This window comes from Candidatus Symbiopectobacterium sp. NZEC135 (assembly GCF_025962695.1).
The window spans coordinates 1-25,071 of the sequence record NZ_JAGFPF010000027.1 but is presented as its reverse complement, the minus strand read 5'-3'; the positions used below and the strand labels follow the sequence as shown (position 1 = coordinate 25,071).

Below are 25,071 nucleotides of genomic sequence, written 5' to 3'. Positions count from 1 at the left end.
GATGAACGTAATATATCGTGAATGTGATGGAATCGGTTGACTGTCGCGCTTGTGCGAATTTTGCATTATACACGCACTAATCTTTACCGTCGCGTTACCTGATGGCACATCGTGTAATGACCTGATCCGTGATCGCTTTCGATAGTTTGCTTAAATTTTCATGCGCTCAGCATTTTTCGCGCGTTTTTTGGTTTCTGAGGCGTTTTGGTGTGTGCCAGCATAACGGCAGAAACGTACAAGGATGCGCTTATGAGACAATTTGTTCTCCAATACGGCACCGTGCTGTTTTTCCTGGTGCTGTTGCAATCATTGACGATGCTGGTGCGAACATCGATAACTGACCCCAGCGTGCGAGCCGTGACGCATGTGGCTCAGGAAAAGCGTTTTTCAGTGTGCTGGGATCGATACTCTTGGTGGCATCGGCTGGAAAGAAGGCTTGAGTCCGCGCCTGGCACGACAAAAAAGCCAATACCTCACCGACACTCTTTTCAAATGGTGAAAATAATAACGCGCTGGATTAAGCAAGGAACGAAAACTATCCGCTGCATTCATAAGATATCATTGCAACGATAAAGGGCTATCCCCGGTCTTATCTTATCGCTGGTGCAGCGTGTTATGTGCTAACGGGTGTGTCCAATAAAGCATTAGCGGTGTTTACGTTTAGCAATAACGCGTTCGTGAAAACCAAGGAAAGTGTTAAAAAAGTATATTATTCATGAACTCATCAATTATTTTTGTGTCCTAATTCTTTTAAAGAAGCCTTGGTTTATGCTGGAGCCACAGTAAAATGTCGGTGATTACCTCTTTTTCGCAGTCTGCTTTGTCGTTATTTCTCGCCGTGTATATTGGCTTTTTTCTCAACGTCTCCGTCTATTACCGCCGCTTTGATGATATCGCGTCCCCTTCTGGAACCACCCTTGCCAAATTTCTGCCCGCGATGATTGAGTTATCGCTCAGCGTGCTGTTCACCTTTTTCCTGATGCGGTTGATCTCACTGGGTGGGCGCTATTTCTACCGGCTTATAGCCTCACTATTAGTATTGATTTCTGTTGCTGCCAGTTACTATATGACATTTTTTAATGTAGTTATTGGCTACGGAATCATTGCAGCGGTGATGACCACGGATATTGATTTGTCCAAGGAGGTGATCGGCTGGCAATTTATGGTCTGGACGCTTTGCGTCAGCGCCATACCTTTGGCGATCATCTGGAAAGCTGATTTGCGCAATACCCTTATCGAACAATTAAAAACGCCTGGGAAACGTATAAAACCGCTGGCTATTCTGCTTGCTGTCGTCGCGCTGGTGTGGGGCACCATGGAATATATGGGAACCGAGCAAAAGCGCATGGAAAAACGAACCAACATTGATTTGCCTAGCTATGGGGGTGTTATTGCGCACTCGTATTTGCCGTCCAACTGGATCTCGGCGTTGGGGCTGTTCGCTTACACGAAATATGATGAAAGCCAGGATGCGGCGGAGCTGTTCGACCCCGCTAAAAATTTTACCTACGTCGCTCCTGCTGGCATTGAGGATACCTATGTGGTTTTTATCCTGGGGGAAACGGCCCGCTGGGATCATATGGGGCTGCTAGGCTATCAGCGTGATACCACTCCGCAACTGTCAAAAGAGCGCAATCTGGTGGCGTTCCGCGGTCAATCTTGTGATACCTCAACCAAACTGTCCATGCGCTGCATGTTCGTGCGTGAAGGCGGGGCTGAAAACAACCCACAACGTACGTTGAAAGAACAAAATATTTTCAATGTGCTGCGTTCTTTAGGATTCACTTCAGAACTGTTCGCGATGCAAAGTGAGGTCTGGTTCTATAACAGCATTAATGCCAACAACTATTCATTTCGCGAAATGATTGCTTCTGAAGAGCACAATGAAGGCAAATCTGTCGACGACATGTTATTGGTCGACGAGGTGAAGGGGTCATTAGCGCGCTATCCCAAGGGTAAGCATTTGATCGTGCTGCACACCAAAGGCTCCCACTATCTTTATTCCATGCGCTATCCGCGCAGTTATGCGCGCTATCAGCCTGAATGTATGGGCGTGGATGCATCTTGCTCTCGTGAACAGCTGATTAACGCGTTTGATAACAGCGTATTGTACACCGACACCTTTATTAAAAATGTGTTGGATCAGGTACGTGACAAGAAAGCGCTGGTGTTTTATGCCTCAGACCACGGTGAATCGATCGACGAAAACTACCACTTGCACGGTACGCCGCGTGATGTTGCGCCGCCGGAACAGTTCCGCTCACCCATGCTGGTCTGGGCGTCAGACAAATTTCTGGCACAGCCGCAAAATACGCAGTTGTTTGAACAGTTGAAAGCGCAACAGCGGGTAGGAGCGACACACCGCCATGAGGAGTTATTTGATTCCATATTGGGCTGCCTGGGCTATCGTTCGACCGACGGCGGCATCAATGCCAGTAATAACTGGTGTGCGTTACCGTCGCGTTGATGGGATAGGGGTCTGTGCGTTTTCGCGTCAACCACGCGCCGAGCGTGCTCTTTTATCAAAAAGGGATTGACGCTTTTTGGAGGGCGCAGTAAGATGCGCCCCGCATTCGGCGAGTAGCGCAGCCTGGTAGCGCAACACGTTCGGGACGTGTGGGTCGGAGGTTCAAATCCTCTCTCGCCGACCAAATTCCCTCCGTTTTGCCTGATACCTTTCAGGTGGAACGATAAGAAAACGGTAGATGACATCATCTGCCGTTTTTTTTCGCCTGCTATTTTGTTCAAATAGGTTCTGTTTGCTTTTTTTGTACAATCTCTTATTGCATTATTCATTTTTTATAGAAAACAAAACTATATCCGAAAGCATAATAAAATATATTTTATAAGCGCTTGATAATAATTGACCTGATTTCTTGCTGGGGTATTTCACTGATTTACACGCAAGACGTCAGCTGACACTTTACGCTCTGTCTTTGGGATGTTACATATCATAAATGGAGCGTGTGAAAGTGAATATCAACAAAAAGCTATTGGCATTATCTGTGGTATTGGCGGCAATGGGCGGTTGTGTTATCGCTAAGGCAGATATGCATACCATCAGTTTGGGCTATTCTCATGGAAAAGTGACTGATTTTAAAAATATCCACGGTGTCACAGCGAAATATCACTATCAGCCCGATGGTTCATTAGGTTTTATCAGCTCGCTAACCTATATGGATGGTGATAAAAAAATCAGTGATCATGAAGGCTCAGGGAAAATAAATTTGCAGTATTATGCGCTGCTGGTGGGGCCCTCCTTTCGCGTTAACGAATTTGTGAGCCTGTATGGCTTAGCAGGGGCGTTACATTTGAAAGCCAAGGGATACGACGTTACTGGAAATAATGAATCTCATAAACTCAGCGCAAATACTTTTGCCTATGGTGCCGGTGTCCAGATAGCGCCAGCGGCAAATTGGACAATCGATGTTGGCTATGAAGGCGCAGCCTTTAAAGATATGAAACTCAACGGATTCAATATCGGCCTTGGCTATCGCTTCTGATCCTGAATCGCGTGATTACGCCGAAGTGGACTTCGGTGTTTCCTTTCCTTCCGGAAAATCTGTCAGAGCATGCGCGTCGTCAGGCGTAAACTTACGCTTGGCGTGGTAATGCTGCCACACGGCAAAATTTTCATTATCCATCGGTTTGGCATATAAAAATCCCTGGATGTAGCCCACGCCGTGTTGTGTCAGGTAGTGAAGCTGGCGCGAGGTTTCCACCCCTTCAGCCACGATCTTCAAGTTGAGACGGTGAGCGAGACTGATAATGGTATCTAAAATCGGCGTCTCTTCTTCCTGTGATGAAATGGTGCGAACAAACCCCTGATCGATTTTCAAATAGTCGAGTGGGAAGCTTTGCAGGTAAGAAAGAGAACAGTGGCCGGTACCAAAATCATCAATCGCGACATGTATGCCCTCCTGACGTAGCTGTTGTAAGCGTTGCGCCACTTCCGGCCCTTCGCTAATGAGACTGCGCTCGGTCAGTTCTAACGTTATCAAAAAGCGGTGGGCTGCCACATTCGCCGCAAACTGGCGGATATCGGCGATAAATTCGCTGTCTTGCAGATGCTCAGCTGACACATTCAAGCCCAGATGAAAATTCGGCTCAATATGCCAACTGGCAACGTCTTCCTCCACCATTTTCAACAAATGGCGCGTCAGCGGGATAATCATATTTTCCGCTTCTGCGGCGGCTATAAACACATCCGGGCGAATCCACTGTCCATCGGCACGCCGCCAGCGCAGCAGAGCTTCTGCGCCAGTGCAGCGTTGCGCTTCAGTACCGTAAACCGGCTGATAGTAGACAGAAAACTCATTGTTGGTGATGCCACGGCGTAATTCGTCCTGAAAGGAAAGTTTGCGTTTTTGCCAATACAGTGCGGCCAGAATAAACAGCGCGGAAAGTACCAGTGTGAGCGGCAGCAGCGTCAGAAAGGCAAACTGCCAGGCCTTGCCCATTTCTGTGGCGGGAGCGGTAATGGAGACAACAATGGGAAAACGTTCCGATGTGATGTGATATTCGACGCCAGAAAGCCATTCAGGCTGAGGCGGTACGCTGGTGGCACTGGGATGAATCAAATCGCCATCACCCACCCTGATGTTCAGGTGAAAGCCGCGCAGCTTGTTGACAGCATTCATTAACGTCACCAGATATTGTGCGTCAACCAGACCAAAAGCGCCCCAGCCATCGTCTGGCGTGCGAATAAAAATCAGCGTTGGGCTGATGTCGGCATCTTTGATCTGATCGACGGAGAGGCTCCAGGCGGGAGGCAATTTGGCCGGAAGCGGCATCATGATCACATCGCTGATTTCCAGATCGTTATGGGCAAACAGAGAAGAGCAGTAAATGCTCTTGTCATAGGTCAGACCGATAGCGCGAAAATAAGCGAATTGCGCGCTGAGCCGTTGGAGATCGTCTCTGATATCCTCACAGAGTTTTCCTTGCAGTGGCTGCAAGGTTTCCAATAGTGACCAAGCGCGAGTGGTAATGCTTTCCGCCTGATCGAGCGCCAGGTTTGCTGTGGATTGCAGATCCCGCTGCACGATTTGCCGTGATTCGACAAAGGTGAAAAGTAATACCAATAGTAATGGGAATACACCGGCGCAAAGAATCAGCCAGCGGCCCCGTTGTTGCGCGCGTTTATGCTGTGGACTCACGTTACTACTCCTCGGTACCACGTAGATATGACTCTGCCTGTTGTGGCGTATATACCCGTCATACTTCAAGTTGCATGTGTGTTGGCTGCACTCGCTGAAACGCGTCGCGACATAAATGTGTCTACACGTCGTTTAAGTATATCAATCCGCTGTAAACCGATCGGAAATTGTTTTGAAAGCAAAAGATGAAAAAAAGGGAGCCTCGAGTGGGCTCCCTGAAGGGGTCGGCAAACGTTAGCCTTCGTTGAGAATAAACATGCCGTAAGGGTGAATCTGCAAGTAGAGGTCGTCACCCACGTTCGGTTGTAGCTGGGTGGCATTTACCTGTAGCAGCAGTGATTGCCCGTGCCAGATGACGCTCACTTCATACTGTGATCCCATGTAAGCCACATGGTGCACCGAGCAGCGCTGGCTTTCATCACCCTGTGTATTCAGCGTAATGGCTTCGGGGCGGATGCCCACGGTGCATGCCCCGCTTTCCGTGCCAAAATGCGCCGGTTTGGGAATGCGATAACCGAAGATTTCTACGCTATCACCCTGCCGCTGTGCCGGAAAAATATTGGCCTCGCCCATAAAACTTGCCATAAAACGTGACGCGGGCTGACGATATAGCGCTTGCGGCGACCCCATCTGCATGATGTGACCTTTATTCATCACCAGCACGCTGTCAGACACGGCGAAGGCTTCGCTTTGGTCGTGGGTGACGTAGAGTGAGGTGATGTTAAACTGCTGCTGCAATTCGCGGATTTTTTCCCGCATGCTGCGCCGCAGGTTGGCGTCCAGATTACTCAGCGGCTCATCGAACAGCAGCACTTTAGGTTTGAGAATCAATGCGCGTGCCAACGCGACGCGCTGCTGCTGGCCGCCGGAGATCTGATCGACATAGCGATCGGCAAAGCCTTCTAAATCCACCAGCGCCAGCGCTTCATTGACCCGATCGCGGATTTCGCTTTTGGGTCGGCCGAGCATCTTCAAGCCGTAGCCAATATTCTCCCCCAGCGACATGTGGGGGAACAACGCATAGGACTGAAACACCATACAGATATCACGCTGCTGGATGGAGCGATCGGTCACGTCTTCGCCGTCGATATAGATGCGGCCTTCACTGGGTTTTTCCAGCCCGGCCACCAGCCGCAGCACGGTGGTTTTGCCGCAGCCGGACGGGCCGAGCAGTGTCACCATATGACCCTGCGGGATCGCCAGATCGAGATTTTCCAGCACGGTGTTGGTGCCAAAACGTTTTGTCACGCCTTTGAGCTCAACGAAGTTTTTACGCGGTGCCTGCTCTGCTTCAGCGGTGGCGTGTTGGGTTAATACAGTATTCACGATAGTCACCTTCTGATTATTGTGCGTTTTTGGCTTTGGAGCGGGCGGTGCGAGATTCGCCAACCAAATAGTCAAACAGGAAAATGATCGCCAGCATCACCACGATCAGGATAGAGCCGTAGGCGATAGCCACCCCGTATTCGCCGTCCTCGACGCGGTTCAGGATATAGGCGGTGGCGACGCGCGTGTCCGGTGTCACCAGGAACACGATGGCACTGACGGTGGTAATGGCGCGCACAAAGCTGTAGATCAACGCGGAAAGTATGGCCGGACGCAGCAGCGGCAGTAAAATGTAGACGATAGTGCGCATTGCCCCAGCGCGCAGGCTGAGTGACGCTTCGTCCAGCGATTTGTCCAGTTGGCCCAACCCGGCGATACCGGCGCGAATCCCCACCGGCACGTTGCGCATCACCATAGAGATGATGACGATGGCAGCGGTGCCTGTCAGATAAATGGGTGCGCTGTTGAACGCCAGAATATAGGAGATACCCGCCACGGTGCCCGGTACGGCAAAGCAGAGCATAGTGGTGAACTCGATGGTTTTTTTTCCGCGAAACTGCTGGCGCACCACGATATAGGCAATCAACAGGCCAAACAGCGCGGTGATAGGCGCGGCGATCCCGGCATAGAGCAGCGTATCGAGCAGTGAAGGCCAGGCACCGTCGCTAAAACCTTGCCCGAACAGGGTGATAAAGTTTTGCAGCGTCAGCGTGTAATCCACGCCCCAGTTAACGGTGAAGCTGCCGTAGAAAATGCTGCCATACAGCAGACCGTTAAACGCTACCCAGGCAATGAGGATAAAGGTGACACCCCACACCATCAGGCGCGGCAGCGGTTGCACATCGCCCCGGCTGAATTTGCCGGAAATGGTGACGTAAGAACGTTTTCCTATCCACAGATACTGGATACAAAATACCACCAGCGAAAACACCAGCAGAATCACGCCCAGCGTACTGGCAGCCTGATAATCCAGCTGTGCACCGGTGATGTAGAAGTAAATCTGCGTCGCCAGCACGTCGAAGTTGCCCCCTAGCACCAGTGGGTTACTGAAATCGGCCAGAGACTGCACGATGACGATCAGGAAAGCGTTTGCCAGCGCCGGTTTCAGCAAGGGCAGGAAGATGCGGTTAAAGGTCTGATAGCGATTGGCACGCAGCGTGTAGGAAGCCTCTTCCAGCGACGGATGAATGCTCTTTATTGCCCCGTCGAGGATCATAAAGGCCATCGGGGTAAAGGCCAGCACCTGTGCAATCCAGATGCCGGTGAAGCCGTACAGCCAGTTGGTGTTGGTCAGCCCGAACCAGGACACCATCAGCTCAGTCACATAGCCGGAACGGCCCATCATCAGCGTTACGCCCAGCCCGACGATAAACGGCGGTGTGACAATGGGCAGAATGGAAAACACGCGCCCGACAATGGCGGTACGCTTGGCAATACGCGAGGTGTAAATCGCCAGCACCAACCCAAAGAAGGTACAACCAAAGCCAACGGCCATGGCGAGCAGGAAGGAGTTCCAGATCACCCGGAGAATATGCGATTGCCCTAACACCGTCATAAAACCCAACGGCACGAATTCCCCTGCGCTGTTGGTAAACATCGGAATAAAAATGGCAATACTGGGGTAGAGAATAAAGATACCGATCAGCACAATGATGGTTATCAGTGAGCCGATGACGAAGCGATCGCCGCCCAGCCATTCAAGGCGCGCCATCGCCAGCGTCATGACAGCGCCTAACGCGATAAAGATCCCGATGGTGGCATAGCCCATGCCCTGTCCAACCACGGTCGCGCTGAGCAGCATAAACAGCATGCAAAACAGGGCATAGCCGGCATCAAACAGGTGACGACCTCGCTGTTTACGTGAGGCGGGGGTACGAGGACGCAGTAACAGCGCGCAGGGTAACAGCAGCCACAACAGGCTGATGTTGATGCCAGACCAGCCGTATGCGTGCAGCACTTCTTCCCGGGTGGCACCGAACAGACCGTAATCCAAGCTCCATGCCGGCATCAGCACGAACGAGAGCGGGATAACGGCGAGCCAGAGAAAGATGGCGTCCAGTGCCTGCGGGCGTTGAGCCGAGGCGAGTGAGTGAGACATGGATTTCCCTCTGAGTTGACCAAGAGTCACAATAGTGATGGGGGAGCCCCGGCTTATGCCGGGGCGGTGGGCTTATTTGCCCATCTTGACTTCATTCACCCATTTGGTGATCAGCGCTTTACGCACATCTTCCGCGCCGTATTTATCCATGTCGTAATTGATCAATTTCAGCTCTTCGAGCTTGAGCGACAGCGGTGATGCTTCGGCCTTGGTGTTGGTCAGGATCTGATAGGACTGGCCCTTCTGCCAGGAAAGTTCTTGGGCTTCTTTTGACAGCGCCCAATCGACAAACAGTTTGGCATTCTCCAGGTTACGCGCATTTTTCAGGATGCTGACGCCACCCACTTCATAGCCGGTGCCTTCGCACGGTGATACCAGTTGCAGCGGTGCGCCATTCTCTTTTTCCTGGGAGTAATCGTGCAGGAAGCCGATGCCGATGGCGCTTTCACCACGAGCGGCGTTACGTGCCGGGGCAATACCCGATTTAGTGTATTGCGACACGTTGGCATTGAGTTTTTTCAGGTAATCAAACGCCTGATCTTCACCCCACAGCTGAGAAAAAGTAGCCAATGCGGTGTAGGCGGTGCCAGAACTTTGTGGGTCGGCAATCTGGATTTCCCCTTTGTAGATAGGGTTGATGAGATCTTTCCAGCATTGCGGTACTGGCAGGTTTTTCTCTTTCAAACGTTCGGTGTTGACGCCAAAGCCGAGAATCCCGATGTAGACCGCAGAGGAGTAATTGCCTTTGCGTTTCGCCGGATCGCGGAACTGCGGCATGATATTCGCCAGTTCAGGGGAGACATAAGGCTGCAGCAGATCCATTTCACCGGCCTGTGACTGCGGATCGAGCGTGCCGCCGTACCATACATCGGCTTGCGGGTTACGTTTTTCCGCTTCTACCTTTGCCAGCGTACTGCCTGAACCGTTGCGGATGAAGGAGGTCTGTACGTCATATTTCTCACCAAACGCTTTGGTTTCTGCTTCGCAAAACGCATTGGTGGCACTGCAATACACCACGAGGCGGCCTTTGGCTTGTGCTGCACTGGACAGCGTGGCCGCTGCGATCCCGGTAACGATAAGGGCAGAGAGAAGAGAAAGTTTCATAATGCTTCCTTATTATCAATGGTAAAAGCGTCAGGGCGGGCCTGAAGCGTTTGGCCCCCGAGACGGATGCATTTGCGAACGGCTGGTGCCCGCCATCATTAACGGCATCAGCAACAGCCCGACACAGGCTGCCGCCAGTGTCAGTAAGGCAAAGAAGCCGGACCAGCCGTAGAATTGCATCCACTGTGCCAGCGGCCACCCTGCCAATGCGGCCCCAAGATAAGCGAACAAGCCAAGAAATCCGGTAACGGTTCCTGCGGCTTCCTTATGGGCGTACTCCGTGGCCGCCAGACCAATAAGCATCTGAGGGCCAAAAACAAAAAAACCGATACTGAAAAAATTCACCGCCAGCAGCGCGTAATGGTGAATAGGCACCAGCCAGATGGCGGTTACGCTGAGAAATAATCCCAGCGAGAACAGCAAAATCATCGGTGCTCGCTGGCCGCGAAACAGCAGGTCTGAGCCCCATCCGGCAAACAGCGCGCCGAACAATCCCCCCAACTCGAACAGCATCACCGTGGCATTGGCGCTGAGGAGCTGAACGCCGTGACTTTCTGTCAGCCACAAATTGCCCCAGTCATTCAGTGCGATGCGAATCAGGTACACCAGCACATAAGAGAGCGCGAGGATCCAGATAATGCCGTTACGCAAAATGGTGCGGTTCAGCATGTGCCCCAAACTCATGGGCGGGCTCTGTTGCTCTTGTCGTAACTCCAGCGGATCGCGCCGCCATTGCCCCACGGTGGGCAACCCTTCTTCCCGTGGCGTGCCGCACAGTTGGCGGCAAAGCAGGGCACCCAATACAATGGCTACTGCGCCCGGTATCAGCAGTGCGGCTTGCCACCCCTGGCTGGCGGCCAGTACGCCGGAGAGCAGAGGGACAGCGGCACCACCAATATTGATCGAGGTGTTCCAGCATCCCCACCACAATCCGCGTTCATTGCGCGAATACCAGTGAGTCAGTAGCCTGGCACACGGTGGCCACCCCCATCCCTGAAAGAACCCGTTTAGCGTCCAGACCAGCAACAGCGCGGGCAGGGAAGCGCTGAACGCGAAAGCGATATTCAGCACGCCGGTCATCAGCAGGCCGACGCCCATAAACCAGCGTGCGCCTATGCGGTCATGCACCATGCCGGACACAAATTTTGAACCGCCATACGCCAGATAAAACAACGTACCGAGCAGACCGATATCCGCTTTATCCAGTCCCAGTTCCACCTGCATGACGGGCATGGCGAAGGTGACACTGCGCCGGGTGAGATAAAACGCGGCGTAACCCACCACCATGGAAATCAGCAAACGACCGCGCCAGTAGCGGTATTGCGCGGTGATACTGATAGGGTCTGCGCTCATGAGGTTCTCCAGCGGTTGAAGGGAGTGTAGGAAAGCCGTGCAGTCAGCGGATGAGATAAGGTAGTAACCCGATAGGAATTATTCCTAGTTCAAGCCACCTTTAAGGCAAATTTGTGGGCAACTTAACAATTATGCGTGTTCCTTTACGTCGTTGTAACATCCATTCGCCGCCCAGCGCATGCACGCGTTCTTCAATGCCACGTAAGCCGAAGCCTTCCTGCACCTGTTCCGGTATGCCGATGCCGTTGTCTTTGACTTCCAACATCAGCATGCCGGGCAGCGGTGTCAGACGAACGCGCACCCGGCGCGCATTGGCATGTTTGCTGATGTTATTGAGCAGTTCCTGCACCAACCGATAAAGGGTAAACACCACGGTATCGTCCGTTGGCGGCTGCGGCAGGCGATAATCGAGCCGGAAATCGATGCCGCGTTGCGCAAAAGCAAACTCATCTGCCAGATGGTGCAGTGCTTTTTCCAATGACATCTCGTTTAGCACCGGCGGGCGTAACTGACGTAGCAGTTGGCGCGTGGTGTGGTGCACGCGTTGGGCCAGTTGGGTAATTTGCGCGGCGGCCTGCGTGGTCAGCAACGGTTCCGGTCGGCGGGTGATCATCGCTGCTTGTATCTGAATGGCCGTGATGTTTTGCCCGATGTCATCATGCAACTCGCGCGCGATGTCCTTGCGAATCTCTTCTTCGGTGGAGACCAAACGTTGCATCAACTGACGCCGTCTGTTCAGCTCTTGCTCCAGGCGTTGGCGATAGCGGTTCAGGCGCTGGGCGAGTTGCTGCTGACGGCTGATGGCGATACCCAGACCAATGCCGAGCAGCGCCTGCGTGGAGAGAAACAGCTCCAGTTCGATAATGTCATGAAACGCGCCGCTCATCTGGCGGGTGATGGTAATGAGTAAACTACCCAGTATTGCCGCCAGCACCCCGCCTTGCCAGCCAAAGGCATAGGCCATCACCACGTTAGGCAAAAACACCACAATCAACAGTAAGCGCTCGACATCCGGCGACAACGAAATTTGCACGCCCACCGCCAGTGAGAAAAACAGCGAACACCAGACCAATAGCGAGGTACGTAACGGTGGGTTGGAGAGGTTTTGCGCCAACAGATTTTGCAAGTGTTGCTGCTTGAGATACTCATAGATCAGATAGATAAACGGAATCAGCAGCACGCCGCCGGTCAGGCTTGCCAGCAACGTATGGGTCAGTGGCGAAGGCAAACCGGCACCGGGCAGCGCCATTTGCAACAGGCTGTTGAGAGAAATCGCGATCAGCAGCAGCAAGAGCCGTTGCCAGTACAACGTGTAGCGATGCCATTGGCTGTGGGTCAGCCAAGCGGGCAGCAGGCTGACCCACACCGATGCCAGAATGACCCACTGGGTTTGCAGTTGCTGCGTGTGCAGCCAGAACAGCAGGGCAGTTTCTACCCCGATGATCACGGGCCAGTAACGGCGTGTTAGTAGAATCAGCAACGCCAGACGTAGCCCCTGGGGCAATAACAATGCCGCCTGCTGACCGTTATCATTGAGGTAGAAGCTGATGGTCCACAGCGCCAACCAACTCAAGCCATAAAACAGCGCCAGAAACAGCATCAATCCGCAGCGCCGTAGTGCAGACATGGCAGTATTACGCTTTATTAATCAGATGGTGTTGCAGGGCGAAGTGCACCAACTCAATGGTGGATTCGCATTGCAGCTTGCCAAGCACGTTAGCGCGGTGCACGTGCACGGTTTTATGGCTCAGCGCCAGGCGCTCGGCAATGGCTTTGACGCTCACCCCCGCCACCAACAGATCGAACACCTCGCGCTCACGCGGTGTTAATTCATGCAAGGCATCTGATTTTTGCGGTGGATGGCGCAACGCGCGCATCGCATCGGCGCACAGATAAGTGCCGCCCGCGTGCACCGCGCGTAGCGCTTGCACCAGCTCTTCCGGGCCACAGCGTTTGGTGAGATAACCGCGCGCGCCCGCATCCAGCGCGCTTTGCACAAACGCTGAAGTGTCATAGATGCTGAGGATAATGGCGCGAAAATCCGGGCGTTTTTGTCGCAAACGTGCCAGCAGGTTCAGCCCGCTCTCATCGGGCATATCAATATCCATCACCGCCACATCGATATTCATGCGCAACAGTGACGACCAGGCGCTGGCGGCCGAGGCATATTGCCCGACCACCTGCATATCAGGCTCGAGTGAAAGCAATTGGGCAAAACCGGAACGTACCACGACGTGGTCGTCAATCAGGGCTACATTAATCATGTTGTTGCAACAGTCATGAAAACTTTCTGCATCATGCGCAGGAAAACACCGTTACAGCAACCAGCAATCGATAAATTGTCGGAGGGTTAACACTATTTGCCGGGCTTGGGGTTAGCAGCCGCACAGCGAAGGGCGTTCTGCCTGCCCCTGACTGCCTTCTGTGGGGTAGCCATCCCGTTTCCACCAGTCCAGTCCGCCAATCAGTTCTTTGACTTCAAACCCCAGCATTAACAACTTAAGCGCGGTCTGTGTCGAACCATTGCAGCCAATACCGTCGCAGTAGCAAATATAGAGTGCCGATTTGTCCAATCCCGTGGTGGTGTCAAACGAGAGTGAGCGATGAGGCAGATTGACGGCACCGGGAATATGTTCGATCTGATAATAACTGTGTTGCCGACCATCAACCACCACCAGGTTCCTGCCTTGCTGGCGCGCTGCGTGCAGATCGGCGGCGTCAATTTCGAACGTCAATTTTTGCTGGTAGTAGTTAATTTGCTCAGTGATAGACATGTTTTTCCCCTTTTATGACGTGATGTAGCACAACGAGTGCAGATAGGTGCCCTTGCCATAGGGGGAAAATAGCAGGTCTGTTAATGCGGTAAATTCAATTGTTTTTCAGTCATATGAAGTTTTTTTTGAGGACGCTTGCCAACGTCTTCACGGCGATCTCCAGTTCATAGGGCGTATGGGCGGCGAATCCCATCAGAAAGCCAGTGCGGTGTTGATGCAAGGCGGAGAGCGTCGAGAGCCCGAGCAGGTCAACACCCGCCTGGCGAGCGCACTCAACGGCCTCTCGTTCGGGGATATCGCGGATAAACACGCAGGGCATCTGCATGCCGCCGCTGGGCACCAAGGGCTCCACAACATCCGCTAGGTGCTGTCGCACCAGTCGCGCCAACACATCGCGACGCTCGGCATACAGCAGGCGCATAGTGCGGACATGGGCACCAAAGTGGCCATCTTCGATAAAGCGCGCCAGAGTGAGTTGGGGGATGGGGGCGCTGTGGCCGTCCAGCAGGGTGCGGGCCACGGTCATGGGAGCCACCAGTGACGGCGGCAACACCATGTAGCCGATACGCAGGCCGGGAAACAGGGATTTGGTGAAGGTGCCGATGTAGATCGTGCGTTCGTGCAGGTCCAGCCCCTGTACGCAGGCGGTGGGCTTGCCCGCATAGTGGAACTCGCTGTCGTAATCGTCCTCAATGATCCAGCTCTGGTGTTGTCTGGCCCACTCAATGACGGCCAGCCGCCTGTCCAGAGACAGCGTTGCACCGGAAGGAAACTGGTGTGACGGCGTCAGGAACACCGCTCTGGGCGAGATGTCTGACGCGGCAGCGGCGCTAAACAGCTGGTCCACTCTTACGCCATCGGCATCCAGCGGTACGGGTACGCTGATGAGGCCCGCCGCATCGAACGCTTTGCGTGCGCCGTGATAAGCCGGGTCCTCGAGAAGAATTTTATCGCCCACATCGAGCAAGACTTGGGCACACAGCGTCAATGCCTGCTGGGAACTGGTCAGTATCAGCACCCGCTCGGGTGCTGCACGCGCGCCGCGCTCCAGATTAACGTGATTGGCAATCGCCCGACGCAGAGGCTCCATGCCTTGCGGTGGGCTGTGCAGCAATGCCCGCGTGCCATATTCTTTCAACACCTGCCGTTCCAGCCGCTCCCAGACGGCAAGTGGGAAACTGCGCGTTTCCGGCACGCCCGGAGCAAAAGGGCGAGAGATAAGAAAATCGCGCACGCCGCCGCCCTGAAACATGGCGCTACCACGCTGGCTCAGGCGCGGCGTCTCGCTATCCGCCTGCGCGCGCCGAGGTTTACCGCGACCCGGCAAACGCCGTGTCCGTTCAGAGACAAAACTGCCACTGCCCACTCGCCGTTCAATAAAACCTTCCGCGTGTAACTGTCCGTAAGCCGATTCAATGGTGTCGCGGGAAACGCCCAGCGATGTCGCTAACGCGCGCGATGCGGGTAATGGCTTGCCCACATCTAAAACGCCATCAAGGATCAACTGGCGTACTGCCCGCTGTATGCGCACGTGCAGCGGCAGGGTGCGCTGTGCCGGATCGCCGATCCAGGCTTTGACCGACTCAAGCTGAGCATGTTTGAACAATTGGTCTGCGTCTCTTTGGTTAATTGGTGGGGTGATTCATGCCATTTTAGCGCTATAAATACTGGGTACAACCGCTACGCGCTACAACCCGTTTGTTCCCTTTTTCAGGAGTTAACGTCAGGTCATGTCATCTTCTACTTCACACGCATCGCTGCCTGAGAGCACGCAGACCCATCACGATCGCCACGGCCTTTATCCTGAGGCCACGACCGTTGAGGATTTCCGACACAATCTGGCGGCGGTGCAGGCGCGTATCACGGCGGCCTGCCACCGCGTGGGGCGCGATCCTGCCACGGTACGCCTGCTGCCAGTCAGCAAGACCAAACCCGAAAGCAACCTGCGACTGGCGTATGCGGCGGGGTGCCGCATGCTGGGTGAAAACAAGGTGCAGGAGGCGTTGGGCAAGTGGGAGGCCATGCAGGATCTGAGCGATTTGCACTGGTCGGTCATCGGCCATTTGCAAACCAATAAAGCTCGGCTGGTGGCGCGTTTCGCCACCGAATTTCAGGCGTTGGACAGCCTGAAACTCGCCGAAGCGCTGGATCGCCGTTTGCAACATGAAGGACGCTCGCTGGATGTGTTTGTGCAAGTTAACACCTCCGGTGAAGCGAGCAAATATGGCCTTGCGCCCGAGGATGTACCGGCATTTATTCAGGCACTGCCTGCGTTCACGGCATTACGGGTGCGTGGATTGATGACGCTGGCGCGCTTTTCCAGTGAGGCGGAGCGTGTACGCGAATGCTTTGTGCTGTTGCGCACCCTGCGCGACCGCTTGCGGCAGAGCGCTCCTGCAACGATTGCGCTGGATGCGTTATCGATGGGGATGTCGGGCGATTTTGAGATAGCGATCGAAGAGGGGGCCACCGTAGTGCGCGTTGGACAGGCCATCTTCGGTGCGCGCGCGCTGCCTGACAGCCATTTTTGGCCCGGAGAAGTATCGCAATAATACCGCTCTGCCATTGATGCATTGAACACCACTATTTTAATTGAGAGGACCTTGCCATGTATGACGCTTCCCTTACCCTGACCGATGTCGATCCTGAACTGGCGGATGCCATCCTGAATGAAGAACGCCGTCAGGAAGAGCACGTCGAACTGATTGCTTCTGAGAACTACGCCAGCCCGCTAGTCATGGCTATCCAAAATTCGGTGTTCACCAACAAATACGCCGAAGGTTACCCTGGCAAGCGTTATTACAGCGGCTGCGAATTTGTTGATGTGGCGGAGCGGTTAGCCATCGAGCGCGCCAAGGCGCTGTTCGACTGCGATTATGCCAATGTGCAGCCTCATGCGGGCGCTCAAGCGAATGCGGCGGTGTTTCTGGCACTCATCAACCCCGGTGATACCGTCATGGGCATGAACCTGGCGCAGGGGGGGCACCTGACACACGGCAATCCGTCCAACTTCTCGGGCCGTCACTACAACATTGTGCCCTATGGGCTCGATCCCGAGACCGGGCTTATCGACTATGACGAGATGGAGCGCATTGCGCTGGAAACCCGTCCGAAAATGTTGATCGGCGGTTTTTCTGCCTATTCGCGCCACAAAGACTGGGCGCGGATGCGCGCTATCGCCGATAAAGTCGGTGCGGTGTTTTGGGTGGATATGGCGCACGTTGCCGGTCTGGTCGCGGCGGGGGAATACCCGAATCCATTACCCTATGCTCACGTAGTCACCAGTACCACCCATAAAACCCTGCGCGGCCCGCGCGGTGGCATCATCCTCGCCAAAGGGCAGAGTGAGGATTTTTACAAGAAGCTCAATGCTGCCGTATTCCCCGGCATTCAGGGCGGGCCGTTGATGCACGTGATCGCTGCCAAGGCTGTGGCGTTCAAGGAGGCGCTACGCCCTGAGTTTACCGCCTACCAGCGCCAGGTGGTGACCAATGCCCGCGCCATGGCGGCGGTGGTGCAGCAGCGTGGCTACAAGATTGTCTCGGGCGGCACGGATAACCATCTGATGCTGATAGACCTTTCCGATCGTGCTTACACCGGCAAAGAGGCCGATGCGGCGCTGGGTGATGCGTATATCACCGTGAATAAAAACTCCGTGCCGAATGATCCCCGTTCGCCGTTTGTCACCTCTGGGCTGCGCATTGGCACACCGGCAGTGACCACGCGCGGTTTTGGCGTCACCGAATGCGAGCAACTGGCCGGCTGGCTGTGCGATGTGCTGGATGCGTTGGAACACGACGAAAGCACGCAGAGGACGGTGCGCGATCGGGTGCGTAAGCAGGTGGTGGATCTGTGCTGTTGCCATCCGGTGTACCGATAGTCTATGTACACCGTGCGCTGCGTTGAAAAGAATAACGGCGGCTGCTATAACGGGAGCATTAAGGCAGCCGGGTGGCGTATGGACAGCAAAGTACTGAAGCACTTTTTAAAAATCGTCCAGTTAGGTTCGCTGACGGCGGCGGCGGATGACGCTTGTCTAACGGTTCAGGCGCTGGCAGCGCAAATCAAAAAACTGGAACAGCACATGGGGCTGCGGTTGCTCAACCGTACCAACAAGGGTGTGTCGCTGACCCCGGAGGGTCAGCAGATGCTGCCAGAAATCACGGCAATGGTCAGAACGGCTGAGCAACTGCAACGCAAGGTGGATCAACTGCGCCAGCATGCGCCCACCACGCTGCATATTGCGCTGAACAGCACGTTTTCACTGGATATTAACCACTGCATCATGAATTTTATGATGGATACGCTGCACGGTTACCGTATCGTATTCAGCAGTTCTGAATCGCCGGAAAACCTGACCAAGCTGGCCAGTGGCGATGCCGATATGGCGGTGGTGATCGGTTGTCCGGCGCACTGTGATGACCCCATGTACCTGATTGACGCACTGAAGGTGCCGATCGTGGCCGCGATGGCGCCGGGCACCCTGCTTGCACAGGCACCGTTGATTAAACCGGTGGCCGAGTGCGCTTATTCCCGAGTGTTCGATCGCTTTGTTGCTCTGCATCAGCCGTGGGTACAGGGGAAAGCGGTTTACGATTCCGGCAGTGAACAAGTCAGTATGTCATTAATGAAAAGTCGGGGCGGCGTGGGTATGGTGTCGCAAGCGATCGCTGATGCGCACCACCTGACGGTAGTACCGGATTTCAGGGATGCGCTGGATGTGTATCTGGTGATGAAAAACCCCTTACTCTCTGAGCAAGATATCGCGGCGCTCAATATGTTGCTCTCATTGCCGACGGCAAGCGTGCCGCCGGCATTGGCATGGGGTTAGAACGTCACGTTAATTTTTCCCCAGAAGGTTCTTCCCGGTTCATTCACGGTGGTATTGGAGGAGTAGCCAAAGCTGCTGTTACCTGCCAGATTCAGGTGCTCGCTGTAGGCGGTATTAAACAGGTTATCGACGCCTGCGCTGACTTTCACCTGCTCGGTGACCTTATACGCCAGATTGGCAGAGAAGATGGCGAAACCGCTGCTGCTGCCAAAATCTTTACCGACCACGTTGCCTTCATGCACCGCTAACCGATTCTGGCTGCTGACCAGCCGCAGCAAGCCACCGCTGCTCCAGTTGCCAGATTCCCAGGAGAGCCCTAAGCGCGTTTCCAGCGGTGGAATTTGTGGCAGTGGTCGACCGTTTGAACGGTTTTCGGCCCAGGAATATGCCAGGCTGGCATCGGTTTTCCAATGATCGGTCAACTGATAGCTCAAGCCAGTTTCACCGCCCATGGTGAGTGCATTGACGTTATCCGCCTGGCTTATGCGGGCATTGTTGGCATCGTAGCGAAACAGAATAAAATCATTCACCCGACCCACATAGGCAGAGACCCAGCTTGTCAATCGCTCACCTTTGTATTGTGCGCCGATATCCAACTGGGTGGTTTTCTCCGTTTTCAGGTTATCGAATGCGCTGGCGCTGCCTCCGGGCCCGTAAGTGGGTGAAAACAGCTCCCAGTAATCGGGGAAACGCGTGGTGTAGCCTACCCCGGCATAGACCATCAACGGCAGCGAGGCGACGGAATGCTCTACGCGCAGGAAGCCCGCAGGCAGCGTGGCGCTGCGGCTGGGTTGTTCTGCTGTGGTGAAGTTATCGACCTGCGCGCGATCCAGTCGGGTACCGACAATAACCTTGTTTTGTGCGCTGGCCTCCCAGGTCAGTTCACCGAACAGGCCGTAATTGTGGAAACGGGCATCTTTATCCCAACGGCCGTTGTCCAAACTGCGGTGAGTATTCAACTGGGTATCGACACCCGTTTGAAGTTGGTAATCCTGCCACAGCCAGGTGGTCATCATCCTGCCGCCGACGGTGCGGCGATCCAGACGCATTGCCATCGGCATCGACATCCTCATGCCGCCCATCGACATACTGCTCGGCGTGCGCAAACTGAAGTTATCCATCACGTGGTCGGCGTAGTTGTAATAGGCGCTGGCTTCAAACTTATCGAGCAGGGTGCCAATGTTGCTCTTTTCAAAACGCAGACCCAGGCTTTCGCGCTTAAACTGCGAGCCATCCATGCCGCGCCCCGCGTAGCGCGCTTCGCCATCGCCCTTGCCGGCGGAGAGTTCCAGCAGGGTATCTTTATCCGGTGTCCATCCCAGTGCGATATCGCTGTTCCACTTATCCCACTTTGAGGGCACGCGGCGGTTGTCACCGTCCTTGTAGTCATTCGCGCGGGATTTATTGCCGGCCAGTCGCAGATAACCCTGTTCGTTGCCGACGCTGATATCCGCATTTTGATCCGAGCGGCGGTTGGAGGCGGCCAGCAGGCTGATATTTCCTTTGACACCCGCCTGCGTGAACTGGGGCGGTAACCGCTCGAAGCGCAGCGTGCCCGCGGAGTTACCCGGCCCCCACAGCACGCTCTGTGGCCCCTTGATCAGCGTGAGTACATCGTAACTTTCCGGCGAAATATAAGAGCTGGGGGCGTCCATACGCGCCGGGCAGGCACCGAGCATTTCGCCATCGTTGGTGAGCAGCCGCAAACGCGATCCGAACATACCGCGAAACACCGGATCTCCGTTGGTACCGCCATTGCGAATTTGACTAAAGCCGGGGATGGTTTTCAGATAATCCGACCCATCGCTGGCGGGGACGGGTTGGCGCGGCGTTTTGGGGGAGGTCACTATGGTTAACGGCGAATAGACCGGAGCCGTCACCGTCATTACATCCCCTTCATCATGGTGGTGTGTGCTTTCTTCGCTGGCCGTGGCCTGAAGCGGTAAGGTGCAAAACACCGCCAGTGATGTGGTTAACATTTTAGTTTTGTTCATTATTTTCACCTGTCTTCGATCGCTCGTATGACAAACGCCACGATCGGGAGCCACCTGATCCCGGTGGATAAAAAAGGTATGCTGTTGCGAAAAGGCGGATGCGCTTTTCGAACGCGATGAAATCTCCCCGTCCCATAAGCGCGAACATTACGGGCACGACGTGTCCACGGTGTTAATCCGATAACCGGTTACTGTGGAAAAGGAAATTTATGCTGTGGGGGACAGATGAAAGCGTGGTGGCGCACGCGGAAGATGCGTGACATCAAGCGGAGGGCAACGTGGCGGTAAAACGCGGGGTAGCGGCGGTGCCCGTGCTAACAGGACCATCAGCCACACCAGAGGGATAAAGATACCGACGATAAAGGGCACATGCACCAGCAGTTCACAGTAGCCGCAGGCGAACCCTTCTTCCTGCATCATGGCGGCGTGATGATGTGCCGCAGGCATTGCGCTGTGATGATTGATTGCCATTTGGTGCGTTTGCGGTAACGGCATCCGCTCGGCGCGCCCCTTTGATATCACCGGAGCGACAAACAGCAGTAGCACTGCCAGTAATGCCAGGCAGGCTGCGCTTTTTTGTGCCGTTGCGTGTGAAACCATCATCGGTGCCAGTGAAACCAGAGTGGAAACAGAGGTGTAGTTTATCGCAGGAACATTGATGAGAATGAGAAATATTATCTTATATTATCGATTTCTTGCTTTATGTCATACTGGGTTGAGCCTTGCCGTATCAGACAGCGCCCCTCCTTGCCGGTCATAGTGAAATGAGGGTCATGGGTGTATGATTTTAGCCGTTGGATCTCAGGAGGCTAATGTGAGTACGGATATTGCGCCACGCGGTAGAGGTCGGCCGCCAAAAACGGATACGAGCTATAAGGACACGCGCGACGTGCTGATTCGCAGCGGGTTGGCGTTGCTGACGCAAAACGGCTTTCTCTCCACCGGCATTGATGCCATCGTGAAAAACGGTGGTGTTCCCAAAGGTTCTTTTTATTACTATTTTGAAAATAAAGAGGATTATGGGCGAACGGTGCTTGCGTCCTATGACAGCTTCTTTCAACACAAGCTGAATAAATTTCTGTCGGATGCTTCCGCGACGCCGATGAAGCGGCTCAGCCATTTTGTGGCAGATGCAGGCCGAGGCATGCAGAAATACGCCTTCACTCGGGGTTGTCTGGTGGGGAATTTGATGCAGGAAACGCCCGGATTGCCTGATGCGTTCCGAGGGCAGTTGCAGCAGATTCTCAAGGCGTGGCAAGGGCTGGTGGAAGCCTGCTTGCGTGAGGCACTGATCGCAGGTGAAATCCGCACTGTCACGTCACCCGAACAGTTGGCGGAGATGTTCTGGAGCGGCTGGGAAGGGGCGGTGATGAGAGCCAAGCTATACCAATCCGCACAACCGCTGAATGAATTCTGGTACTTCTTTTCCCATGCCCTTGGTTATCACTCGGATAATGAAATATCGCGCTGACAGCAGCGTGTTTTTCACCGCCGTGAAATTGATAAATAACAAACTTTTCTCACTCTTCAATACGGGTCGCTACGCTTTGCTTGAAACGTAATGTGATGACGGTTACCGTATTATTAATTTATAGACGATCGGTCAATAATTAATTGGGTGAATTTTACGGCTGCGTTCCCCGCGAGGAGAACGATACGGAGACGAGGTTTACATGTTCAATGCAATCGTGATCGACAAGGTTGAAGGTCATTATCATGCGGCGCTGGTGGCACAAGAGGAAAGTGCATTGCCGGAAGGTGACGTGACTGTCGCCATCGACTACTCCTCCATCAATTACAAGGATGCGCTCGCTATCACGGGGCGCGGTCCTATCGTTCGTAAATTTCCGATGGTACCCGGAATCGATTTCGCTGGCACAGTAACAGAAAGCCTTAACCCAGCGTACAAAGCCGGTGACAAGGTGCTGTTGACCGGATGGGGCGTTGGGGAAAAACACTGGGGCGGCCTGGCGGGTAAAGCGCGGGTGAGCGCTGAGTGGTTGGCACCGTTACCACAGGGTTCAGACGCCCGACATGTGATGGCGATGGGTACCGCTGGGTTTACCGCGATGCTCTGCGTCGAGGCCGTGTTAAACCACGGAGTGAAACCGGAGGACGGTCCGATACTAGTCACCGGTGCCAGCGGCGGCGTAGGCAGCTGTGCGGCGCTTATTTTGGCCCAGTTGGGATATCAGGTGGTGGCTTCCACAGGACGTCCGGCAGAGGCTGACTGGCTGCGCAATGACGTCGGGGTGAGTGAGGTTATCGATCGTGCTGAACTGAGTGCACCGGGTAAACCGCTGCAAAAAGAGCGCTGGGCGGCAGCGGTGGATACCGTGGGCAGCCATACGCTGGCTAACGTGTGCGCCAGCATTCAGTACGGCGGCATTGTGGCTGCCTGTGGCATGGCGCAAGGGTTGGATCTCCCGGCAAGCGTTGCGCCGTTTATCTTGCGCAATGTGACCTTGCAAGGGATCGATAGCGTGATGGTCAGTACGGAAAAACGTCCGGTACTGTGGGAAAAAGCCTGCAAATACCTGCCAATGGCAAAACTGGCTGCGTTAACGACGGAGTACCCGTTGACGCAGGCCATTGATGTTGCCGGAGCCTTATTGGCGGGCAAGGTGCGCGGCCGTGCCGTGATTAAGTGCTGATAGCTTGATATGACTGGCCCGCTTGATTATCGGGAGGGCCAGATACCTTGGTTGACGCCCTGCCGGGGTTACTGTTTTGGCAGCGGTGGCGAAGGCAATGGCATACCTTGTTCGCTACTCGCTCCTCCACCTTGCTCTGCTGCATAGCTGTCGAGATTAAACTGTCGGATAGCACTGAGCCGCTGTTCTAACCTCTCCATGTCTAATTCAATCCTGAAGGCTTTTATCTTTTTCAACCTGTGCACTATTTCCCTGTTTTTATCTTGCTCAGTGAGCGGTGACGATGCAGGCGGCTTTATTGCCTCATCTGTTTTGATTTTCTTACTTGTTGTTGCTTCATAACTTATATTATCCAGCATGTGTTTAACTGCGTTTTTAGCACGTATCGATGCCTCGTTATTTGTCTTATGTAATAAATTCATTGCTTGGTCTGGCGTTTTTACTGTTGCCTTATAGGTGTCACTGTTTCGGTGGTCTATACCAGGGCTGTTGAATGTAATATCGTGCATTTTTTTTGTAAAATCACCGGCGAATACTGTTTTTTTTATTAATGCATTTAGCTGCTCGAAAAAAACATGCTTGCTGATAGGTAATTGCCGCATCGTCACGTTGAGGGTGCTTTCTTCTTGGTTATACTCTTTTCCTGTAATGATGAATTTTATATCAGGGAGGAATAGAAATTCATTTTCCTTATCATTCATGATCTTTGATAGAAATACACCGGAGTAAGGTGTGATTTCCTCTATCGTATAAAGTACATTTATTTCTCCCTGTTTTAGTGCACCTTTATCACCGAGGAAGGATTCAGCAACGTCTTGATCGTCAGAAGTACTGAGGAACTGGGGTGAGGAAAAAATGCCACCTTCTTCAATATTATGAAAATATTCACTTTTTCTTACTTCCCCTCTGAACAAGGGAACGGCATTGCTGAAACTCTCATCATCATCGGCTTGCTTCATGGCCAAGTGGTGTAGGGTTAATGCCAGTTGGTCAATATGTGGCGGTCTGGGAGCACCTGGTGGAAGGGCTAATAAGGTTTTATTGATCTCTATATAGCCATCCTTACCGTAATCATAAATGGAGAACAGGTCAATGAAATGAAATTTTTCATACAGTTTTTCTTTGTTGAAGGTATTTATTAATTCATCCATATCTTCACAAGGACCCGCAATGGATTTATTGAGATACGCTTCTGAGTAGATGTCTTTCAGTTGCAGAATAACCTGTTGCTTATTATTAATAACATCTGAAATATTGTAAGAGGAATCCACAAAATTTCTCAGGTGTCTCAAATGTTGCCCTTCGGCGATGGAAATGTAAGTTATCAAGCTTTTTAGTTTGCAGGCAGGATCTGCGGTTTTTTTTTCTTGATGCTGTGTGTATGTTTCCGCATTGTTTGCAACACGACTAAGATTTTCCGTGATGTTTTTGCGAGAGGAACTCGGTTCGTTATCGGCATATTGGTTATCGCGGGGATTATATTGCTCTGTTTTCAGGGACAGAGAGGTTGGCGGAGATGGGATAGGACTAAACATGGCGCATCCTTATGCGATGTGAGAAATGAGCCCGTAATGAATGACATAACCTCCTTAATTTCTTTCAAAATTCAATTTTCTAGTTTTGGCATCGTTGGGGATAGCAAATACGCTTCCCCACGCTGAGTGAACTTATGACTGTCACTGACAGCAGGGGCATTATCCTCCACAGACCAATGCTTTTTGCTTATCCAGCAGAAAAGGGCGCAAATAACCGACGGTATTGGACATTGGCAGAACATC

Annotated in this window: 19 protein-coding genes and 1 tRNA gene; 8 read left to right on the top strand and 12 right to left on the bottom strand. The window is 53.4% G+C overall.

The genetic code is table 11. The features are described 5' to 3' along the window. Positions 1 to 787: 787 nt before the first annotated feature. The 3 genes from eptB (at position 788) to J5224_RS14140 (ending at position 3,503) form a co-directional block, all read left to right on the top strand. Positions 788 to 2,467, top strand: a complete 1,680-nt coding sequence (eptB, locus tag J5224_RS14150) for a kdo(2)-lipid A phosphoethanolamine 7''-transferase (RefSeq protein ID WP_264625980.1) — start codon at positions 788 to 790, stop codon at positions 2,465 to 2,467. 107 nt (positions 2,468 to 2,574) lie between these two features. Then, positions 2,575 to 2,651: transfer RNA gene (locus J5224_RS14145), tRNA-Pro, on the top strand. Positions 2,652 to 2,972: 321 nt separating this feature from the next. Next, positions 2,973 to 3,503 carry an Ail/Lom family outer membrane beta-barrel protein gene (locus J5224_RS14140; RefSeq protein ID WP_264625979.1) on the top strand — a complete coding sequence of 177 codons (531 nt, stop codon included), beginning with the start codon at positions 2,973 to 2,975 and terminating at the stop codon, positions 3,501 to 3,503. 15 nt (positions 3,504 to 3,518) lie between these two features. Here the strand turns inward: J5224_RS14140 and J5224_RS14135 are convergent, their stop codons facing one another. The 9 genes from J5224_RS14135 to J5224_RS14095 form a co-directional block, all read right to left on the bottom strand. Beyond that, positions 3,519 to 5,159, bottom strand: a complete 1,641-nt coding sequence (locus J5224_RS14135; RefSeq protein WP_264625978.1) for an EAL domain-containing protein — start codon at positions 5,157 to 5,159, stop codon at positions 3,519 to 3,521. A 234-nt stretch (positions 5,160 to 5,393) separates the two neighbouring features. Beyond that, the gene (gene fbpC / locus J5224_RS14130) at positions 5,394 to 6,485 is read right to left on the bottom strand and encodes a ferric ABC transporter ATP-binding protein (RefSeq protein ID WP_264625977.1); all 1,092 of its coding nucleotides are present in this window, start codon (positions 6,483 to 6,485) and stop codon (positions 5,394 to 5,396) included. Between the two features lie 16 nt (positions 6,486 to 6,501). Further along, positions 6,502 to 8,583, bottom strand: coding sequence for an ABC transporter permease (locus J5224_RS14125; protein ID WP_264625976.1), 2,082 nt, complete (start codon positions 8,581 to 8,583; stop codon positions 6,502 to 6,504). Positions 8,584 to 8,655: 72 nt separating this feature from the next. Continuing rightward, positions 8,656 to 9,687, bottom strand: coding sequence for an ABC transporter substrate-binding protein (locus J5224_RS14120; RefSeq protein WP_264625975.1), 1,032 nt, complete (start codon positions 9,685 to 9,687; stop codon positions 8,656 to 8,658). A 30-nt stretch (positions 9,688 to 9,717) separates the two neighbouring features. After that, complete coding sequence (gene uhpC / locus J5224_RS14115) at positions 9,718 to 11,040, bottom strand: MFS transporter family glucose-6-phosphate receptor UhpC (protein WP_264625974.1); 1,323 nt, start codon at positions 11,038 to 11,040, stop codon at positions 9,718 to 9,720. A gap of 100 nt (positions 11,041 to 11,140) precedes the next feature. Beyond that, positions 11,141 to 12,667 (bottom strand): MASE1 domain-containing protein, encoded by a 1,527-nt coding sequence (locus J5224_RS14110; protein ID WP_264625973.1) that lies wholly within the window; start codon positions 12,665 to 12,667, stop codon positions 11,141 to 11,143. 7 nt (positions 12,668 to 12,674) lie between these two features. Then, the gene (locus J5224_RS14105; protein WP_264625972.1) at positions 12,675 to 13,304 is read right to left on the bottom strand and encodes a response regulator transcription factor; all 630 of its coding nucleotides are present in this window, start codon (positions 13,302 to 13,304) and stop codon (positions 12,675 to 12,677) included. A gap of 111 nt (positions 13,305 to 13,415) precedes the next feature. Next, positions 13,416 to 13,814 (bottom strand): rhodanese-like domain-containing protein, encoded by a 399-nt coding sequence (locus tag J5224_RS14100; RefSeq protein ID WP_264625971.1) that lies wholly within the window; start codon positions 13,812 to 13,814, stop codon positions 13,416 to 13,418. A gap of 109 nt (positions 13,815 to 13,923) precedes the next feature. Continuing rightward, positions 13,924 to 15,420 (bottom strand): PLP-dependent aminotransferase family protein, encoded by a 1,497-nt coding sequence (locus J5224_RS14095; RefSeq protein ID WP_264625970.1) that lies wholly within the window; start codon positions 15,418 to 15,420, stop codon positions 13,924 to 13,926. Positions 15,421 to 15,544: 124 nt separating this feature from the next. Here J5224_RS14095 and J5224_RS14090 point away from each other — a divergent pair, with 124 nt between their 5' ends. The 3 genes from J5224_RS14090 (at position 15,545) to J5224_RS14080 (ending at position 18,645) form a co-directional block, all read left to right on the top strand. Then, positions 15,545 to 16,366, top strand: a complete 822-nt coding sequence (locus J5224_RS14090; RefSeq protein ID WP_264625969.1) for a YggS family pyridoxal phosphate-dependent enzyme — start codon at positions 15,545 to 15,547, stop codon at positions 16,364 to 16,366. Between the two features lie 56 nt (positions 16,367 to 16,422). Continuing rightward, positions 16,423 to 17,694: a serine hydroxymethyltransferase gene (gene glyA, locus J5224_RS14085; protein ID WP_264625968.1), complete on the top strand. Its 1,272-nt coding sequence runs from the start codon at positions 16,423 to 16,425 to the stop codon at positions 17,692 to 17,694. Positions 17,695 to 17,772: 78 nt separating this feature from the next. After that, positions 17,773 to 18,645, top strand: a complete 873-nt coding sequence (locus tag J5224_RS14080) for a LysR family transcriptional regulator (RefSeq protein WP_264625967.1) — start codon at positions 17,773 to 17,775, stop codon at positions 18,643 to 18,645. Here the strand turns inward: J5224_RS14080 and J5224_RS14075 are convergent. Together J5224_RS14075 and J5224_RS14070 are read right to left on the bottom strand one after the other, a co-directional pair. Beyond that, positions 18,642 to 20,639: a TonB-dependent copper receptor gene (locus J5224_RS14075; protein WP_413544678.1), complete on the bottom strand. Its 1,998-nt coding sequence runs from the start codon at positions 20,637 to 20,639 to the stop codon at positions 18,642 to 18,644. The genes J5224_RS14080 and J5224_RS14075 overlap by 4 nt on opposite strands. A 207-nt stretch (positions 20,640 to 20,846) precedes the next feature. Further along, positions 20,847 to 21,242: a DUF2946 family protein gene (locus J5224_RS14070; protein WP_264625966.1), complete on the bottom strand. Its 396-nt coding sequence runs from the start codon at positions 21,240 to 21,242 to the stop codon at positions 20,847 to 20,849. 211 nt (positions 21,243 to 21,453) lie between these two features. Here J5224_RS14070 and J5224_RS14065 point away from each other — a divergent pair, with 211 nt between their 5' ends. Both J5224_RS14065 and J5224_RS14060 read left to right on the top strand, forming a co-directional pair. Continuing rightward, entirely contained in the window at positions 21,454 to 22,110 is a 657-nt protein-coding gene (locus J5224_RS14065) for a TetR/AcrR family transcriptional regulator (protein ID WP_413544677.1), read from the top strand. Positions 22,111 to 22,312: 202 nt separating this feature from the next. After that, positions 22,313 to 23,293, top strand: a complete 981-nt coding sequence (locus J5224_RS14060; protein ID WP_264625964.1) for an MDR family oxidoreductase — start codon at positions 22,313 to 22,315, stop codon at positions 23,291 to 23,293. A 68-nt stretch (positions 23,294 to 23,361) separates the two neighbouring features. On the opposite strand, the gene J5224_RS14055 is transcribed toward J5224_RS14060, so the two are convergent. Further along, positions 23,362 to 24,828 (bottom strand): hypothetical protein, encoded by a 1,467-nt coding sequence (locus tag J5224_RS14055; protein ID WP_264625963.1) that lies wholly within the window; start codon positions 24,826 to 24,828, stop codon positions 23,362 to 23,364. Positions 24,829 to 25,071: the final 243 nt, after the last annotated feature.

Bases quoted from the DNA above. Each gene is read 5' to 3' on its own strand.
- J5224_RS14070 (WP_264625966.1), bottom strand. From the start codon at position 21,242: ATGATGGTTTCACACGCAACGGCACAAAAAAGCGCAGCCTGCCTGGCA.
- J5224_RS14080 (WP_264625967.1), top strand. From the start codon at position 17,773: ATGGACAGCAAAGTACTGAAGCACTTTTTAAAAATCGTCCAGTTAGGT.
- J5224_RS14120 (WP_264625975.1), bottom strand. From the start codon at position 9,687: ATGAAACTTTCTCTTCTCTCTGCCCTTATCGTTACCGGGATCGCAGCG.
- J5224_RS14090 (WP_264625969.1), top strand. From the start codon at position 15,545: ATGTCATCTTCTACTTCACACGCATCGCTGCCTGAGAGCACGCAGACC.
- eptB (WP_264625980.1), top strand. From the start codon at position 788: ATGTCGGTGATTACCTCTTTTTCGCAGTCTGCTTTGTCGTTATTTCTC.
- glyA (WP_264625968.1), top strand. From the start codon at position 16,423: ATGTATGACGCTTCCCTTACCCTGACCGATGTCGATCCTGAACTGGCG.
- J5224_RS14100 (WP_264625971.1), bottom strand. From the start codon at position 13,814: ATGTCTATCACTGAGCAAATTAACTACTACCAGCAAAAATTGACGTTC.
- J5224_RS14055 (WP_264625963.1), bottom strand. From the start codon at position 24,828: ATGTTTAGTCCTATCCCATCTCCGCCAACCTCTCTGTCCCTGAAAACA.
- J5224_RS14105 (WP_264625972.1), bottom strand. From the start codon at position 13,304: ATGATTAATGTAGCCCTGATTGACGACCACGTCGTGGTACGTTCCGGT.
- J5224_RS14060 (WP_264625964.1), top strand. From the start codon at position 22,313: ATGTTCAATGCAATCGTGATCGACAAGGTTGAAGGTCATTATCATGCG.
- J5224_RS14110 (WP_264625973.1), bottom strand. From the start codon at position 12,667: ATGTCTGCACTACGGCGCTGCGGATTGATGCTGTTTCTGGCGCTGTTT.
- uhpC (WP_264625974.1), bottom strand. From the start codon at position 11,040: ATGAGCGCAGACCCTATCAGTATCACCGCGCAATACCGCTACTGGCGC.
- J5224_RS14125 (WP_264625976.1), bottom strand. From the start codon at position 8,583: ATGTCTCACTCACTCGCCTCGGCTCAACGCCCGCAGGCACTGGACGCC.
- J5224_RS14075 (WP_413544678.1), bottom strand. From the start codon at position 20,639: ATGAACAAAACTAAAATGTTAACCACATCACTGGCGGTGTTTTGCACC.